Consider the following 17,008-nt stretch of genomic DNA (forward strand, 5'->3'; position numbering starts at 1 on the left):
CACCTCAAGGTTCAAAAAAGAACTATAAGGACATTATACTGATAATAAGGTATTTGTCAACTGAAACAAAGAAGCTTCCGGCACGTTCCCCGCAATGCCAAAAGCCTCTTTTTATTCTATGCCAGATATTCCGTTAACGCTTTAAGGATCACATCCATATCCTTCCGTTCCACACCGGCGTTGGTCACCATTCGGAAAAGGCCCCCGTCCTCCGGATTGGTTTTTATCCCCCTTTGCAGCAGCCACATCGGAAGGCCTTTCCTGATCTCCTCTTCCCTGTCTATCCTGAAAAAGACCATATTGATCTGTACAGCGTCCTTTTCACAGTCGATGCCCGGAATCTTGCTCAGCCCCTCTGCCAGATATCTGGCGTTCTCGTGGTCAATATGCAGGCGCCTTGGCATTTCCCGGACCGCGATCAGACCCGGAGCCGCCAGCACCCCCGCCTGCCGCATGCCTCCGCCCAGAAGCTTCCGGTTTTTTCTGGCTTTCGCGATAAACTCTTTTTTTCCGGCCAGGACACTGCCCACCGGAGCGCAGAGACCTTTGGAAAGACAACAGGAAACAGAATCCACGTACTGTGTGATTTCTTTTACGTCAACCTCCTGTGCCACAGCCGCGTTGAAGCACCTGGCGCCGTCCATGTGGACCGGTATCCCATGGCGTCCTGCCATCTCATAAATCTGCCTCATGTTCTCCACCGGCACAACCCTGCCGTTTGCCAGAGCATTTTCCAGACAGATCAGAGCCGTCTCCGGACAGTGGATATCCTCCCTGCGTATGGCCCTTTCGATCTGGCCGCAGTCCGGAATCCCGTCCTTAAAATGCAGCGTCCGCATGTTAGCCCCGGAAAGCACCGCTGCCGCTCCCACTTCATGTTCATAGATATGCGCCATATCACTGACGATGATCTCATTGCCCCGGTTCGTCCAGCTCATGATCGCTGCCTGATTGCACTGGGTACCGCTGGGAAAGAACAAAGCCGCCTCCTTGCCCAGAATCTCAGCCGCCGTCCGCTCCAGCTCATTTACGGTCGGGTCATCGCCATATACATCGTCACCCACCGGGCACTCCGCCATGGCTTTCCGCATCTCATCTGTCGGCACGGTCACCGTGTCACTCCTCACATCGATCACTTTCATCTTTCTCTCCTCCTGTTTTTTATAAAATCGCGGCTCATTGGCCGCCGCGCATCACTTCATTCAAATACCGGTACACCGACGACTCGGAGATCTGCAGCCACTCTGAGACGACCGTCACGCTTCCTTTCAGTCCAAAGCATCCTCTGTCATAAAGCTCTTTTACGAATCTGCGCTTCTCAGCGGCTTTCAGACGCTCCGGCGGAAGTGAGAACAGTTCGCAGACATTCTCAAAAGTCTGTGCCAAAAGCGCTTCCCGGGATACTGTGAAATTTTCCGCCGCGCAGGGAACCGAAGCTTCCAAAACCCCCGTTTCCCCTCCCATCATGATCACGGCGTCCAGCGCTTCCCGGGCAGATAAAAATGCCGAAACATCAATATTGATACAAAGCATCCCTACGATCTCGCTGCCTTCCCGGATAAAATAAGTGCTGCTCCGGTAAGTGGCAGGACTTCCTTTCGTCCTGCCCACATAGTTGACCACAAAGGGCCGGTCCACATAGGATTTATTGTGCAGGACCATCAATGCCATATCTGTGATCGCATCCCCTGTCTTCCGTCCCGTAAGAGTATGGCTGCTGACCGCGACGACCGAATGGTTCAGGTCGCTCAGGTCATGCAGGATGACCTCGCAGTTCCTTCCGATGACCTGCGCGATATATTCTACCATCGGTATATATTGTTCCACTGTCCCGTTCATCTTGACCTTTTCCTCTTATCATTGATTCGTTTCTTGTGACATCTGTTTAAATCATGGTGTTCCCCAATAAAGTATATTAAATGCACCTGGCAAAGGGAAATTACAGTTCAAAAATTTCCACATCATTTCCATGCTCTTTTATTATATTTATAAGATCGAGAGCAGACATCCAAACAGTAGCAGTATTATCATTGGGATGAACGCCGATTTTGTTTTCTATGAATTGAGAATCAAGATAAAAATGTACCCGATGCCTGCTGTCATTCAAAAGTCCAAACGGTGTAACAGAGCCCGGAGTCAGATTCATAATCGCAAGTAAATCGTCTGATGATGCAAAAGAAAGCGCACGCAAGCCGTGTTTTTTACGGAACTCTTTCAAATCAACCCGCTTATCCCCTTTAACTGTAATCAAGTAATAATTACACTTTTTATCGTCTCTCACAAAAAGATTTTTAGCATCCCATTCCGGATAAGGAAGCTCGACAGTGTCAAGTTCTTCCATATTGTAAACAGCAGAATGCTCTGTTACTTCATATTTTATTTTATGTTCGTCCAAATATTGATATAGTTCTCTTTTATCCACAATACACCTCGTTAGCATCCAATTTATCAATTCAGTATAGCTGCTCTGACATGATTTCAAAAAGTATTATAACATAGTTTATAATACTATAATGACATCGTCAATATATTTATCCGAAAATTGATAATTTTTTATTGTAAATTGATAATTTTTTATTGATTTCTCTGACGGCATATGATACATTCAAACCATAAGATATTGTTCTGTATTTCTTCACAGAAAGGAGTTGATTTTCAATGGATTCAAACGTTTCCTTGTCCGCTTTCCGCTTCCAGAGAGCTGTGTCCATATGCGGTCTTCATTCTCTGGAGCTTCTTGTCGCCTCCCTCCCGGAGAATGTGGAATACCTGTCCGGTTTTTTCCCTGTCAGTGTATCCGCTCTGTATTCCGCCGAGGCCTATCTTGTATTTAAGCCGTCCACCGGTGAAAAGGCGCTGATAACCTCCGCGGCGGACGCTCCTACTTTAACGGAGCTTGGTTTTGAGGGGACCCTGTTTCCCGTCGGAAGCTTCTGCTTCCGCTATGAAGATGGGGACGCTGTCTCCGATTCTGTCAGGGAACAACTGAAGACCCGATACGACTCTGTCTCCAGCGCGCTGGTCTCCGCGATTACCGCCCTTAAATTTTCTGGAGGCAGGATTGCGATGGACGAAAGCCGGATGCCGGTCGGCACCTGGAACCAGGTCAGAAAGGCTTTTCCGGACGCAGATTTTATAGAAGGCGCACCCGTCTTCCGTCAGATCAAATATATTAAGCATCCGGACGAAGTCGCACTGATAAAAAAGTCCACCAATATTACGGAAGCTTCCTTTCAAAGGCTTCTGCCGCTTATCCGCAGAGGAATCAGCGAAGAGGAAATGTGCCAGGCCTTCTATGAGGGGGTCACAGCCCAGGGAGCGGCGCCTTATTTCTGTACGGCCACGGTCGACAAGCGTTCCGCCTTCGTGGATACCTATAACCATCCCCTCTCCACGGTAAAAGAAGGCTCTGTCATCCGGTTTGACTTCGGTTGTATCTACAAGGGATTCCGTTCCGACATCGCACGCACGGTCATAACCGGAGAAAACGAAAAAGCCGCCTGTTATTACCGCGGTATTCTGGAAGGCGAAGAAGCGGCCATTTCCGCTCTCCGTCCAGGTGCCACAGCCGGTGAAATCTTTGACGCGGCCGTTACAGCCGTCCGGAAGACCATCCCCCACTATGACCGGCACCACTGCGGACACGGCATCGGGCTGGCCTGCTATGACCTGCCTTCTATATGCCCCGGGAGCGACGTACCAATTGAAAAGGATATGGTGCTGTGCATTGAGACTCCATACTACGAACTCGGCTGGGGCGGTGTCCAAGTGGAAGATACGGTCCTTGTGACGGAGCGGGGCGCCGAGTATCTGACAGAATCGTCCCGTGAATTAATCTATCTGGAGGTATAAGGATGACATTTTTTACAAATAAAACCGTATGTGTGGCCTGTGGGCACGAGGTTTCCGGAGACAAGATCTTCGAGGGCTGTCCCAAATGTAAGGAACGGGGCATCTCTGCCAATCTCTCCACCAAATATGACTTCAGCGGCTACAGCCAGAAGGAACTAAAAGATATCTACTACAATGCGCCGAAAGCGAAAGGACTATGGACTCACCGTGCGTTCCTTCCCATTGACGACAACATAGAGCCCGTCTCCATCGGAGAGGGCAATACCCCCCTCATCCACTGCAAATCCCTCGGAAAAGCACTGGGACTCAAAAACCTGTACATAAAAAATGAATCGCAGAATCCCACCTGGTCCTATAAGGACCGTCTGGCCGCGGTGGGAGTGACCAGAGCTAAGCAGGAAAAAGCCGTGGCCGTTACAGTTTCTTCCACCGGAAATCACGGAGCAGCTACGGCTGCCATGTGCGCCGCTGCGGGCATTCCCTGCGTGGTGTTCACCGTCGCTCAGGTCCCCCAGACCATGAAGACTCTGATGCAGTCATATGGGGCCAGTGTCATCGTCACTCCTACCATGGAGGACCGCTGGATCCTCAGCAAAAAATGCGTGAAAGAGAAGAACTGGTATCCGCTGACCGGATTCCTGAACCCTTCCATCGGAAGCAATCCTTATGGAGTCGACGGCTACAAGACCATAACCTTTGAGATCTTTGATGAGCTTGGAGAACTTCCGGACTACATTTCCGTACCATGCGCCCACTCTGACGGACTATATGGAATCTGGAAAGGCGCCAAAGATTTGGTGGAAGCCGGAATCGCGGAAAAACAAACACACATGGTCGCCGCAGAGGTCTACGGTTCTCTGAAAAAATCCCTGGAGCTCCGCTCTGAAGGCACCGTCGCCGTACCAACGGACGGCTGGAGTGTTTCCTTCTCCATCGGAGGCGGCAAGGCCACTCACCAGGGTTACATGGCTTTAAAAGAATCTAACGGCCTCGCTCATTTCAGCAGCGATCCGGAGACCATGGAAATGCAGCTTCTTCTCGGAAGGCATGAAGGCATCTATGCAGAAGCTTCCTCAGTCACCTCCCTTGTGGTAATAAAAAAATTAGTCGATGAAGGCAAGATCGATCCCGATGCAAAAATTGTCGCGGTCATCACCTCCAGCGGCCTTAAGGACCCGGCAACTACAGCCGGATATCTCCCGGAGGTTCCCGTCATCAAACCAGAAATCGACTCCTTAAAAGAAGCCTTGGAAAAGAACTATCATGTAACTCTCCTTTAAACCTCAGAAGTTTGTCCGTGATAAATTAATCAGAACGGCCGTCCTTTCCTGGAACGGCCGTTTATTTTCCTATGTTCATAACTGGCCGGCATCTGATGGTCCGTCTAAAACCATCCGCATATCCTCCGGAAGCGGAGCGGAAAAATCCATCTCCTCTCCGGTGATGGGATGCCTAAAAGCCAGACGGGCCGAATGGAGCGCCTGCCTCCCGATATGTTCCATATCCGGGTTATAAAGATAATCCCCGATCAGCGGAAAACCAAGATATTTCATATGAATCCGTATCTGATGCGTACGTCCTGTCTCCAGCCGCAGAGAGATCAGACTATGTCCGTTCTTCTCCTTCAGAAGCCGGTAGTGGGTAACTGCCGCCTCCCCGTTTTCAAAATCCACTTCACGTTCTATGATGGAGCCCGGCTTCCGCGAAAGAGGAGCGTCAATGGTGCCCTCCGGGGGCTCCACACGGCCGCGCACGACAGCCAGATATTCCCGGTGCACCTCCCGCCGGACAGCCATGGAAGACAGTATTCCTGAGCTGAGCATATGCTTGGCTATCACCGTCAGTCCTGAGGTGTCACGGTCCAGCCGGTTGCCGCACCGGAAAATAAATGGCTTTCCCTGTTCCTTATAATACCAGGCCAGAGCGTTTGCCAGTGAATTCATATAATTATTCATGGAAGGATGCGTGGGCATTCCTGCCGGCTTGTTCACCACGAGAATATCCTCATCCTCGTAGACCAGGTCCACAGGAAGCGGCACCGGCACAATTTTTTCAGAAGATTCTGTCTCCCGGATATGAATCGTAAGCTCATCTCCTGCGGACAGCCGCCAGTTCATATGACAGCAGGACCCGTTCAGCATCACTCCGTCCTGTATTTTTTTAAGCCGGATGAGATTCTGCCTGGAATAGCCTCTGCGTCTCAGATATTGTTCTACTTTAAGCGCCGCATCTTTATCGGCAATCCTATAAATCAGAGTACGGTTCATGATCACATTCTCCAGTATTTTCTGTATCCTATCATACATCATTTCCGGAGATTTTGCAGCATCCGTCTGCACTTTCTCTTGTCTAAAGGATCTCTCCGCCTGACTCAATGACCTTTTTATACCAGAAGAACGATTTCTTCCGTCTTCTCTCCAGCGTCCCATTTCCCTCATTATCCCGGTCCACATAGATAAACCCATATCGTTTTTTCATCTCTCCTGTGGTAAAGGAAACGCAGTCGATGCAGCCCCAGGGAGTATAGCCGATCAGATCCACACCGTCCAAAAGGACCGCTTTCTTCATCTCTTCCACATGCGCTTTCAAATATGCGATCCTGTAATCATCCTCAATGGTACCGTCACCGTTCACCTTATCGATCGCACCAAACCCATTTTCCACGATGAACAGCGGTTTTTGATACCGTTCATACAAAAGGTTCAGCGCGTACCGAAGTCCCACAGGATCGATCTGCCATCCCCAGTCGCTCTTCGGTACGAATGGATTGCCCACGCTGCCCAGAAATCCGTCCAGACCGTTCCCTTCCTCTTCTTTTCCCGCTTCCACCACGTTCGTCATATAATAGCTGAAGCCGACATAATCCACGACTCCTTCCCGCAGGATCTTTTCATCCTCCTTTTCCATATGGATGTGGAATCCTTTGCGTTCCCATTCCTTATGGATATACGACGGATACTTTCCTCTGGCCTGAACATCCCCAAACAGATACCGGTCATGCATGGCTTCTACGGAGTACATCATGTCCTCTGGCCGGCAGGAAAAAGGATAGAGCGGAACAAACGCTATCATGCAGCCGATCTGAAAATCCGGATTTATCTCATGTCCTTTTTTTACTGCCAGCGCACTCGCCACCAATTGATGATGGACCACCTGATACATACATTCCTCCGGATTCTCTTCTTCTGTGAAAATCACCCCGGAACAGCTGTATCCAAATAAAGGGTAACGATAATTTTTCTGATTATTGATCTCATTGAAGGTCATCCAATATTTCACTTTATCCTTGTACCTCTCCATGACTGTCACAGAATACCGGACAAAAAAATCCACCAGCTTCCTGTCTTTCCACCCGCCATACTGTTTAACGAGATAAAACGGCATTTCAAAATGAGATAAGGTCACAACCGGCTGAATCCCATATTTTAAGAGTTCATCAAACAGATCGTCATAAAACTGAAGCCCTGCCTCGTTCGGTTCCTGTTCATCCCCTTTCGGAAAAATCCTCGTCCAAGCGATCGAGGTGCGGAAACATTTGAAGCCCATTTCCGCAAACAGCCTGATATCTTCTTTGTAATGATGGTAAAAATCAGACGCCACATGATTAGGATAATAAAATCCGTCTTTCACCTCTTCTGTTATCTTCCGGTCCACGCCATGGGCGCCGGCCGTCAGGACATCCACCACACTGGGGCCTTTGCCGTCCTCGTTCCAGGCGCCCTCCACCTGATGGGCAGCCACAGCCCCGCCCCAGAGAAAATCCTCCGGCAGCTTATTTTCAATCCTCATCTGCACCCTCCAAAAGTGCGGCAGTCATGACTGTCTCCAGCGCTTCTGCCTGTCTGTTGGTCCATATCTCCAGCTTCTTTACATCATTCATATTCGTAATGATAAAGATCACGGTGGAATCATAGCCAGCTTTTTCTATCTGCCTTCTGTCAAATTCAACCAAAAGATCTCCTTTTCTCACGGTATCACCCGGCTTCACATAAGCATGAAAACCTTTTCCGTCCAGTTTTACCGTATCAATCCCGATATGAATCAAAGCTTCCAGCCCATTGTCAGCCGCCAGTCCCACCGCATGGCCTGTGGGAAACACAGTCTCCGCCCTTCCGTCAAAGGGCGCATATATCTTTCCTTCTTCAGGGAGTATCCCCACGCCTCCGCCCATCGCTCCTGACGCGAATACTTCATCCCTCACTTCTTTTACGGATATCACGCTCCCTTTCGCAGGACTGCCAATCTTAATCCAGGATTCTGTTTCCGTCTCTTCCTGAATAACGTCCTCTGCCCGTGACGGTTCTTCCGCGATCTCCCCACCGGCCGCAGATACTTCTTCAAATCCCACCACATAAGTGAGGACCGTACTGAGCAAAAACGCGATCACAATGGAAAGCACGAACCCGGCAAACTGCATCATGTGGCCGTCTTTAAAATACGCGGGCATTGTCGCGATGCCCGGCATATTGTAGCTCCAGGAGACCGCATTGAAGGCTCCGGCTACTGCCCCGCCCACTGCTCCAGCTATGCAGCCACAGACCATCGGTCTTTTCAGCCGCAGGTTCACACCGTAAATTGCCGGTTCCGTGATGCCAAACAGACCTGTGACGGATGCAGAAAGGGCGACTCCTTTCATGTCCTTATCCTTTGTCTTAAGGAATACTCCGAGGGCCGCACCGGCCTGGGAAAATACCGCAGACGCCTGCAGGCCCGTAAACGTATCGTACCCCAAGCTAGCATAGTTCCCGACAGTCACCGGGGTGATTCCCCAGTGCACGCCGAATATCACGAGTACTTCCCAAAGTCCGCCGACTATGATTCCGGCCACGATGGGACTCAGCCGGTACAGATAATTATATACTCCGCCGATGGCCCCTCCGATGGCATTTCCGATAGGACCGAAAGCAAGAAGAGTCAGGGGCACCATGATCACAATGGTAAACATGGGGGTGAACAGATTCCTTACCACGACCGGCAGGTAGCGGTCAAAAAATTTCTGTATATAAGAAGCGATCCATATGGACAGAATAATGGGAATTACGGAAGAAGTATAGCTGAGAAGCTGAACTCTCATACCCAGGAAATATATCGTCTCTCCCGCATTCACCATGCTGATATAGTCCGGTGAAACCAGCGCACAGGCAATCACGACCGCTATAAAAATGTTGACGCCAAATTTCTTCGCGGCAGTGACGGCAATCAGTACCGGCAAAAAAGTAAACGCCGTCCAGGATATGAAATTCAGGACCTGATAAGTCCCGCCGGCCGTATCGATCGCGTCCAGGGCTACAAAAATCCCCAGTATTCCCTGAAGGATACCGCATGCTGCCAGCGTATATAAAAACGGCGCGAAAATACTGGATATGATATCTATGATCCTACTGAATATCCCAACCTTCTTGGCCGGTCCAGTTCCCTGGTTTTCTTCGACAGAGACCAGTTCCATCACGTATTGATACGCATCCTTCACATGGTTTCCGATCACTACCTGGAACTGCCCTCCGGCTTCTACAGTCGTGATCACCCCGGGAATCTTCGATATCTTTCCCGCGTCCACAGCGGATTCATCCTTCAAAATAAATCGCAGACGAGTCGCACAGTGTGTGACGTTCATTATATTCCCGTCACCGCCAAGCTCCTCTACCAGCGCCTCTGCTGTTTTCCGATAATCAATAGCCATACCAGCTATCTCCTCCTATTCTAACTGTATTTCATCTCCGATACTATGGCCGCACTGGGACAAAAAGTATGTGTGTACACATTTTGTCCTCTGCTGCTCCTACAAAGTAAGTGTGCCGCTATCATGGAAGTTTTATGTATATCTTTACAGAAATTAAAATACCCGGAATCCCAACGGTCCCGGGTATTTCTAATAAGGATTTGAAAAATCTCGATATCTGGAACAGATTTAGTTTGAAAAACCAATCGAACTCCAAAGATTTATTTACAATGGCGGCAATTCATCATCCGCCGTTCTGACAATCAAAAGATTTTCATCCATTGAATTTTTTTGATTTTTAACCGCTTCTAAAATATCCTCCTGGTTTTTTCTGGCTATAAGATCAGGCAGAGCAATCACGTATATATACCCCATAAATCCAATCAAAAGGCAGATTGCAAAGGAATGAATACTAGTATCATAGCCCTTCGCAAACGCCACCTTCTGCATTAAATTTGCCATTACGATGTCAATAATTAAAGCTACTATCAATGTACTTATTATTATAGCCATTTTCTAATCCCCTTTATTTATTATTACAACAATGTTCTTTTAGGTCTGCACTTGTCAGAGACAGACTGGACTTCGCTACAAAATCATTTCCGCAGAATTAAAATTTAATCGATATATGGACATTACATTTCTGAAAACTGATTCACATCAATCCATAAGGCAGGGCGGACCCCCGAATCTGACCAACAATTAATTCCACCTTCATTGATAGAGCCATCTGCAGAAACATAGGCATAACCTATATTGTTGGGTGAACGTAACCACCATAAGCAGGAACTATCTGAATACGAATACATACCTTGTTCGTTAGTATAGGCTGTTGCTCTGGATATTCTTTCTTCATTTGTAAGAAAATATTTTTCTGCCTCCTCTATGCTCAGTAAAAACACCTTATCTACTGTATTTCCGCCCCCCACAGTGACATGATTTTTGTAAACTTGATTCTTTACAGATACTGGCGAAATCATTTCTTTTTCATCGTCTACAAAAGAAATATTTATAAAATCTTGATTCAGCCAACTGCGAAGAGAACTATCTCCCCAATACTCTACTTCACGAAAAGCACTATCCATTTGTTTAAAATCCAGCACATATTCACTAACAACAAGAATCTTATCCTGATCCCTGTCCAATATCCGCCACTCAATTATCTCCGGTCCATTGTTTAAATCGTTATCCTGCTCATAATGTCCAAACCGAACATGACACCCCACCTGTAAAAAGTCTTTTCCATACGCAAGCTTTTCAGCATCTTTATAATCTCCCAAAGATATCAGAAGCCGCTGTGCCTCCGCAAAATTGCCTTCCTCGCACAAGCTCAGTGCTCTGTCGTAATCCATGCCTTTTTGTGCGAACTCTGCCTCTTCTGCGGAATTTTTATAATCATTCAATTCCAAAAAAATCTCATGGGCTTCTGCGTAGTTTCCCTCCTCGCTCAAATTCTTTGCATTGTTATATTTTTCTTCTATCCCCGCAGATTCCGCCTCCTCTGCGGCTTTCACAGAATCCTTGTAGTCTCCCAGCTCAAGAAATGCCTTCTGGGCTTCGATATACTGTCCATTATCATAAAAAGCCCTGGCCCTATTATATTTTTCATCAAGCTCACTGATATGTGCATTCTCTGCCTGCTCCGCCGCGTCTTTATAGCCGCCCAATGCCAAAAACGCTGCCTGGGCCTTTGAATATGCCCCCTCCTCTAAAAATACATAAGCTTCTTTATACGCCCTGGCGTTCTTAACAAAAGGAACCACTACTCTGCTAACAATAATCACCGCTATAATTATAAAACATGCTGCTATTGCAGATACCCATATGACTTTTTTCCTCTTTCTTGTCCGAGCTTTTTCAACGGCCGCTTTTTCCTGAGCCACTTTTTCATCAGCTTTCTGTTTCTCAATTAAAAGCCGCTCTTCCTCCTCCAGACGAAGTTCTTTTGCCTTTACCAGATTATCCCGGTTCATCGCTTTTTGCAGTTCATTCAGAGAATGACCACAGCGATGACACACCGGTTCACCCACATGATTATAGGCGCTGCAAGTACATTGCCACAAATCTTCAAATTTAATCGGACAAGTAAATCCATTTGTATTGGTCTCCAGCCGGTACTGTTTAACAAGCTCTATGTCTCCCAATTCTTTTATCAGCAGAGAAGGGACAGGAAACGTCCTCCAGACTTTTTCTGAAGAATTCCAGACACTGTTATCTATAAATATCACTTCATTTACTGAAACAGAAAATGCCCTAGCAGACGCATCAGATAATATGATTGGAGACTGCTGACCAAATTCGGCATCGCGGCACACATCTAAGTCAAGATACTGGTATACGACCGCCTTCCCCAAAGGTCTCTCAGCAGCATCAAACGATATAACTTTTGCTTTCACCGCTTTTATTTTTATGGAAACTAAACTGCGCAGTTTTAACTGCACCAGAACTCTTCCGGTTTTATTGTCTTTCAGCAAAGCCCCTGCCGCTATCATGATTGGAGAATTCTGTACATAAAGATTTTCCGGAAGGCTAAAAAGCCTTGTATAACGTTCACTCATATACTGCTTCACTTCCTCCCCCAAAAATTAATCAACTATAGGATATAGACATTTAATTACAAATAACATACACATTTCGACTATGTTAATAATATAATATCACAGAATTCATGATATATCTATTCAAATATAAACAAGTGTTTCTCTTCTTAAAAGCATCACACTTTTAGATTTAAGCAAAATGAAAGTCAAAAAAAGCCCCGGAAATCCACATTTCCGAGGCTTTTAGTTCACTTATATAATCTTACAAATTAAATTACTCGATGATGGTAGCAACACGGCCTGAACCAACGGTACGTCCGCCTTCACGGATAGCAAAGGTAAGACCCTGCTCCATAGCGATGGGATGAATCAGTTCGATGGTCATCTCTACGTTGTCGCCAGGCATGCACATCTCGACACCTTCAGGAAGGTTGCATACGCCGGTCACATCGGTTGTTCTGAAATAGAACTGAGGTCTGTAGTTATTGAAGAAGGGGGTATGACGGCCGCCTTCATCTTTGGTCAGTACGTAAACCTGAGCAGTAAATTTCTTATGGCAGGTTACGGAACCGGGTTTAGCCAAAACCTGACCTCTTTCAATCTCATTTCTCTGAACGCCACGAAGCAGAGCGCCAATGTTATCGCCAGCCTGGCCTTCGTCCAGAAGCTTGTGGAACATCTCAACACCGGTACAAACTACTTTTCTGTTCTCATCCTTCAGACCAACAATCTCTACTTCGTCAGATACATGGATAACACCACGCTCTACTCTACCAGTAGCAACCGTACCACGGCCTGTGATGGAGAAGATATCCTCAACAGGCATCAGGAAAGGCTTGTCGGTTTCACGCTGAGGATCGGGAATATAGCTGTCTACTGTATCCATCAGCTCCATGATCTTGTCGCCCCAAGGGCCCATGGGATCTTCCAGAGCTTTCAGAGCAGAACCCTTGATGATGGGGCAGTCTGTGAAATCATACTCTTCAAGCTGCTCGGTAACTTCCATCTCAACCAGCTCAATCAGCTCTTCGTCATCTACCATATCGCATTTGTTCAGGAATACGATAATGTAGGGCACGCCTACCTGACGGGACAGAAGGATGTGCTCCTTTGTCTGAGCCATAACGCCGTCAGTTGCAGCTACAACCAGGATAGCACCGTCCATCTGAGCAGCACCGGTGATCATGTTCTTTACATAGTCCGCATGTCCGGGGCAGTCAACGTGTGCATAATGTCTATTTGCCGTCTGATACTCTACATGAGCGGTAGAAATTGTGATACCACGCTCTCTCTCTTCGGGAGCCTTATCGATATTTTCAAAGTCTACTTTCTCATTACCGGCAACTCTCTCTGCCAGAACCCTTGTGATTGCAGCAGTCAGAGTGGTTTTACCATGGTCAACATGTCCGATCGTACCAATGTTGCAATGGGGCTTTGATCTGTCAAATTTTGCTTTAGCCATTTTAAAAGTCCTCCTTAAAATTTGCCCTGACGGGCCTCTCTCATTTTATTATTATTTCGTTTCGATGTTTCATAGCTGAGTATCATTATATTGCAAAACCATAGGTTTTTCAAGCCTTATTTGCCTCTTTCGGCAAGAACTTTTTCCTGTACGCTCTTCGGAACCTGCTCATATTTTTCAAAGAACATGGAGTAAGCCGCACGTCCCTGAGTCTTGGAACGAAGGTCCGTAGCGTAACCGAACATCTCGGCCAGGGGAACAAAGCCCTTGATCAGCTTGGAACCGTTGACATCTTCAAACGCCTCGATACGTCCGCGGCGGGAGTTGATGTCGCCGATCACATCACCCATGTAATCTTCAGGTGTGGTAACCTCTACTCTCATGATAGGCTCGAGAAGCACCGCTCCGCCCTTCTGCATCGCATCCTTAAACGCCATGGAACCGGCGATCTTGAATGCCATTTCGGAAGAGTCGACCTCATGGTAGGAGCCGTCGTATACGGTTGCCTTGATGCCCAGCACTTCAAATCCGCCTAAGATACCGGATTTGGAAGCCTCGCGGATACCCGCGTCAACAGCGGGAATATATTCCTTGGGAATCGCGCCGCCGACCACTGCGGAAGTGAACTCATAAGTTTTCTCAGAGTTGGCGTCCATGGGCTCGAAACGAACCTTACAATGGCCGTACTGGCCGCGGCCGCCGGACTGCTTCGCATACTTGCTGTCGACTTCAACGGTCTTGGTAAAGCCTTCTTTATAGGCAACCTGAGGTTTTCCTACATTTGCTTCTACTTTGAATTCACGAAGCAAACGATCAACGATGATTTCCAGATGCAGCTCGCCCATACCTGCGATAATGGTCTGGCCGGTTTCCTTATTAGTGGAAACGCGGAAGGTGGGATCCTCTTCTGCGAGTTTTGCAAGAGCTTCGCCCATCTTATCCTGACCGGCTTTCGTCTTGGGTTCAATGGCAATATCGATAACGGGCTCCGGGAACTCCATGGACTCCAGGATGACCGGATGCTGTTCGTCACAGATCGTATCGCCTGTAGAAGTCATTTTGAATCCTACCGCCGCCGCAATGTCACCGGAATATACCTTTTCCAGCTCCATCCTCTTGTTTGCATGCATCTGCAGAATACGGCCCACACGCTCTTTTTTGCCTTTTGTGGCATTGAGCACATAAGAACCGGAATTCATGGTGCCTGAATACACACGGAAGAAAGCCAGCTTGCCTACAAAGGGATCGGCCATGATCTTAAACGCCAGTGCCGCAAAAGGCTCTTCATCGGAAGAATGTCTTTCAATCTCGTTGCCTTCCATGTCGGTTCCCTTGATAGCGGGGATATCCGTAGGAGCGGGCATATACTCGACAACAGCATCCAGAAGCTTCTGTACGCCCTTGTTCCGATATGCGGTTCCGCACAGCACGGGGATGATCTCCACAGAAATCGTGGCCTTTCTCAAAGCTTTTTTCAAATCCTCATTGGACGGTTCCTCGCCCTCCAGGTATTCCATCATCAGGTCGTCGTCTGTCTCACAGATGGCTTCCACCATCGCGGTCCTGTATTCTGCGGCCTTTTCCTTCATATCTTCGGGAATCGCCTCAACCGCAACATCTTCGCCCTTGTCGTCATTGTAGATATAAGCCTGCATTTCAAACAGGTCGATGACTCCCTTGAAGTCATCTTCTTTCCCGATGGGAAGCTGAACCGGCACTGCGTTGTGGCCGAGACGGGTCTTGATCATCTCTACCGCATTGTAGAAATTCGCACCCATGATATCCATTTTGTTGATGAATGCCATTCGGGGCACGTTATACTTATCAGCCTGACGCCATACAGTTTCTGACTGAGGTTCCACACCGCCCTTTGCACAGAACACGCCTACGGCGCCATCCAGCACGCGCAGGGAACGCTCTACCTCAACGGTAAAGTCAACATGTCCGGGAGTATCAATGATATTGATACGGTGCTCCAGAGCACCCGGCATCTTATTGTTTTCTTTTTCCAGAGTCCAGTGGCAGGTGGTGGCTGCAGAGGTAATGGTGATACCTCTCTCCTGTTCCTGCTCCATCCAGTCCATGGTAGCTGTGCCCTCGTGGGTATCGCCAATCTTGTAGTTTACGCCCGTGTAGTACAGGATACGTTCTGTCAGAGTGGTCTTACCCGCATCGATATGAGCCATGATACCAATGTTCCTGGTCCTCTCCAATGGATATTCTCTTCCAGCCAAGGGATTTTCCTCCTTTTAGAATCTGTAATGCGCAAATGCTTTGTTCGCTTCTGCCATCTTGTGCATGTCTTCTTTTTTCTTTACGGCTGCACCTGTGTTGTTGGCGGCATCCATAAGTTCATTTGCCAGTCTCTCCATCTGAGTCTTCTCGCCTCTCTTGCGGGAGTAGAGAGTGATCCAGCGCAGAGCCAGCGCCTGACGTCTTTCCGGCTTAACTTCGATGGGAACCTGATAGGTTGCGCCGCCGATACGCTTTGCCTTTACTTCGAGCACAGGCATAATATTGTTCATTGCCTCTTCAAATACTTCGATCGCAGGCTTGCCTGTCTTTTCGGCAACCTTGTCAAACGCTCCGTATACGATCTTCTGAGCAACACCCTTCTTGCCGTCTAACATCATATTGTTGATTAACTTCGTAACAACCTTATTGTTGTAAAGCGGGTCTGCTAACACATCTCTTTTTTGGGTATGTCCTTTACGTGGCACGTTACTTCCCTCCTTAATTAATAAATTAAATCCTCGGTACTCACACGTTTTGTATGTTCGCGCTCGGTCTGGATAACTATTTCGAACCCGTCTTACAGGGAAAAATATGCTACATTCCGTGCACTAATACAAATCAATGCTGACTTTGATCACCTTACTTTTTCGGTCTCTTCGCGCCGTATTTGGAACGGGCCTGACGTCTGTTTGCAACGCCTGCCGTATCAAGTGTTCCTCTTACGATATGGTATCTGGTACCGGGTAAATCCTTTACCCTGCCGCCTCTGATGAGCACAACACTATGCTCCTGAAGGTTGTGGCCTTCTCCGGGGATATAGCTTGTAACTTCGATACCATTTGAAAGACGTACTCTGGCGATCTTTCTCAGTGCTGAGTTAGGCTTCTTGGGGGTAGCCGTCTTAACTGCTGTGCAGACGCCTCTCTTCTGAGGAGCCGCCTCATCAGTCGCTCTCTTCTTTAAAGAGTTATATCCCTTTAACAATGCGGGAGCGGTTGCCTTCTTTGCAGATGTCTGTCTACCCTTTCTTACTAACTGGTTGAATGTGGGCATGTTTTTCACCTCCTGTAATATTGGTAAATTTCTGATTTTCGTGCACAAAAACTGCATACGTTTTTATGCACGCCATATTATTATATATAGGGAAGTTCTGATTGTCAAGATAAATATGGGAAATCCCCTGTAAAATCAAGGCAATCC

The 17,008-nt window shown here is 47.7% G+C and carries 14 protein-coding genes; 2 read left to right on the forward strand and 12 right to left on the reverse strand.

All coding sequences use genetic code 11. The features are described from left to right. Nucleotides 1-116: 116 nt before the first annotated feature. The 3 genes from ltaE to LQE92_RS04970 form a co-directional block, all read right to left on the reverse strand. Nucleotides 117-1,142, reverse strand: a complete 1,026-nt coding sequence (ltaE, locus tag LQE92_RS04960; protein WP_231061898.1) for a low-specificity L-threonine aldolase — start codon at nt 1,140-1,142, stop codon at nt 117-119. Between the two features lie 34 nt (nt 1,143-1,176). Then, the gene (locus LQE92_RS04965) at nt 1,177-1,839 is read right to left on the reverse strand and encodes a helix-turn-helix transcriptional regulator (RefSeq protein WP_231061899.1); all 663 of its coding nucleotides are present in this window, start codon (nt 1,837-1,839) and stop codon (nt 1,177-1,179) included. A gap of 100 nt (nt 1,840-1,939) precedes the next feature. Continuing rightward, nucleotides 1,940-2,422, reverse strand: coding sequence for a prolyl-tRNA synthetase associated domain-containing protein (locus LQE92_RS04970; protein ID WP_231061900.1), 483 nt, complete (start codon nt 2,420-2,422; stop codon nt 1,940-1,942). Nucleotides 2,423-2,658: 236 nt separating this feature from the next. Between LQE92_RS04970 and LQE92_RS04975 the strand changes: the two genes are divergently transcribed. Further along, the gene (locus tag LQE92_RS04975) at nt 2,659-3,852 is read left to right on the forward strand and encodes a M24 family metallopeptidase (RefSeq protein ID WP_231061901.1); all 1,194 of its coding nucleotides are present in this window, start codon (nt 2,659-2,661) and stop codon (nt 3,850-3,852) included. Between the two features lie 2 nt (nt 3,853-3,854). Beyond that, nucleotides 3,855-5,132: a threonine synthase gene (locus LQE92_RS04980; RefSeq protein ID WP_231061902.1), complete on the forward strand. Its 1,278-nt coding sequence runs from the start codon at nt 3,855-3,857 to the stop codon at nt 5,130-5,132. A 75-nt stretch (nt 5,133-5,207) separates the two neighbouring features. Here LQE92_RS04980 and LQE92_RS04985 read toward each other — a convergent pair whose 3' ends face one another. The 9 genes from LQE92_RS04985 to rpsL all read right to left on the reverse strand — a co-directional run bounded on the left by LQE92_RS04985 (nt 5,208) and on the right by rpsL (nt 16,861). Further along, complete coding sequence (locus tag LQE92_RS04985; RefSeq protein ID WP_231061903.1) at nt 5,208-6,119, reverse strand: RluA family pseudouridine synthase; 912 nt, start codon at nt 6,117-6,119, stop codon at nt 5,208-5,210. A gap of 82 nt (nt 6,120-6,201) precedes the next feature. Further along, the gene (locus tag LQE92_RS04990) at nt 6,202-7,641 is read right to left on the reverse strand and encodes a 6-phospho-beta-glucosidase (protein WP_231061904.1); all 1,440 of its coding nucleotides are present in this window, start codon (nt 7,639-7,641) and stop codon (nt 6,202-6,204) included. Further along, nucleotides 7,631-9,532: a beta-glucoside-specific PTS transporter subunit IIABC gene (locus LQE92_RS04995; protein WP_231061905.1), complete on the reverse strand. Its 1,902-nt coding sequence runs from the start codon at nt 9,530-9,532 to the stop codon at nt 7,631-7,633. The genes LQE92_RS04990 and LQE92_RS04995 overlap by 11 nt, the downstream gene beginning before the upstream one ends. A gap of 264 nt (nt 9,533-9,796) precedes the next feature. Next, nucleotides 9,797-10,084, reverse strand: a complete 288-nt coding sequence (locus LQE92_RS05000; RefSeq protein ID WP_231061906.1) for a hypothetical protein — start codon at nt 10,082-10,084, stop codon at nt 9,797-9,799. Between the two features lie 122 nt (nt 10,085-10,206). Then, nucleotides 10,207-11,454 (reverse strand): DUF6273 domain-containing protein, encoded by a 1,248-nt coding sequence (locus LQE92_RS14520; RefSeq protein ID WP_231061907.1) that lies wholly within the window; start codon nt 11,452-11,454, stop codon nt 10,207-10,209. 931 nt (nt 11,455-12,385) lie between these two features. Further along, complete coding sequence (gene tuf, locus LQE92_RS05010) at nt 12,386-13,573, reverse strand: elongation factor Tu (RefSeq protein WP_231061908.1); 1,188 nt, start codon at nt 13,571-13,573, stop codon at nt 12,386-12,388. Between the two features lie 116 nt (nt 13,574-13,689). After that, a complete protein-coding gene (gene fusA / locus LQE92_RS05015) occupies nt 13,690-15,807 on the reverse strand; it encodes an elongation factor G (RefSeq protein WP_231061909.1) in 2,118 nt (705 codons plus the stop codon). Nucleotides 15,808-15,822: 15 nt separating this feature from the next. Further along, on the reverse strand, nt 15,823-16,293 hold the full coding sequence (rpsG, locus tag LQE92_RS05020) for a 30S ribosomal protein S7 (RefSeq protein WP_231061910.1): 471 nt from the start codon (nt 16,291-16,293) through the stop codon (nt 15,823-15,825). Nucleotides 16,294-16,447: 154 nt separating this feature from the next. Next, nucleotides 16,448-16,861 (reverse strand): 30S ribosomal protein S12, encoded by a 414-nt coding sequence (gene rpsL / locus LQE92_RS05025; RefSeq protein WP_147596027.1) that lies wholly within the window; start codon nt 16,859-16,861, stop codon nt 16,448-16,450. Nucleotides 16,862-17,008 lie beyond the last annotated feature (147 nt).

This window comes from Lientehia hominis (assembly GCF_021044755.1).
In the GTDB taxonomy this organism is placed as follows: Bacteria; Bacillota; Clostridia; order Lachnospirales; family Lachnospiraceae; genus Lientehia; species Lientehia hominis.

Bases quoted from the DNA above. Each gene is read 5' to 3' on its own strand.
- LQE92_RS04965 (WP_231061899.1), bottom strand. From the start codon at position 1,839: ATGAACGGGACAGTGGAACAATATATACCGATGGTAGAATATATCGCG.
- LQE92_RS04995 (WP_231061905.1), bottom strand. From the start codon at position 9,532: ATGGCTATTGATTATCGGAAAACAGCAGAGGCGCTGGTAGAGGAGCTT.
- LQE92_RS04980 (WP_231061902.1), top strand. From the start codon at position 3,855: ATGACATTTTTTACAAATAAAACCGTATGTGTGGCCTGTGGGCACGAG.
- LQE92_RS04990 (WP_231061904.1), bottom strand. From the start codon at position 7,641: ATGAGGATTGAAAATAAGCTGCCGGAGGATTTTCTCTGGGGCGGGGCT.
- LQE92_RS04975 (WP_231061901.1), top strand. From the start codon at position 2,659: ATGGATTCAAACGTTTCCTTGTCCGCTTTCCGCTTCCAGAGAGCTGTG.
- tuf (WP_231061908.1), bottom strand. From the start codon at position 13,573: ATGGCTAAAGCAAAATTTGACAGATCAAAGCCCCATTGCAACATTGGT.
- LQE92_RS04985 (WP_231061903.1), bottom strand. From the start codon at position 6,119: ATGAACCGTACTCTGATTTATAGGATTGCCGATAAAGATGCGGCGCTT.
- LQE92_RS05000 (WP_231061906.1), bottom strand. From the start codon at position 10,084: ATGGCTATAATAATAAGTACATTGATAGTAGCTTTAATTATTGACATC.
- rpsL (WP_147596027.1), bottom strand. From the start codon at position 16,861: ATGCCCACATTCAACCAGTTAGTAAGAAAGGGTAGACAGACATCTGCA.
- ltaE (WP_231061898.1), bottom strand. From the start codon at position 1,142: ATGAAAGTGATCGATGTGAGGAGTGACACGGTGACCGTGCCGACAGAT.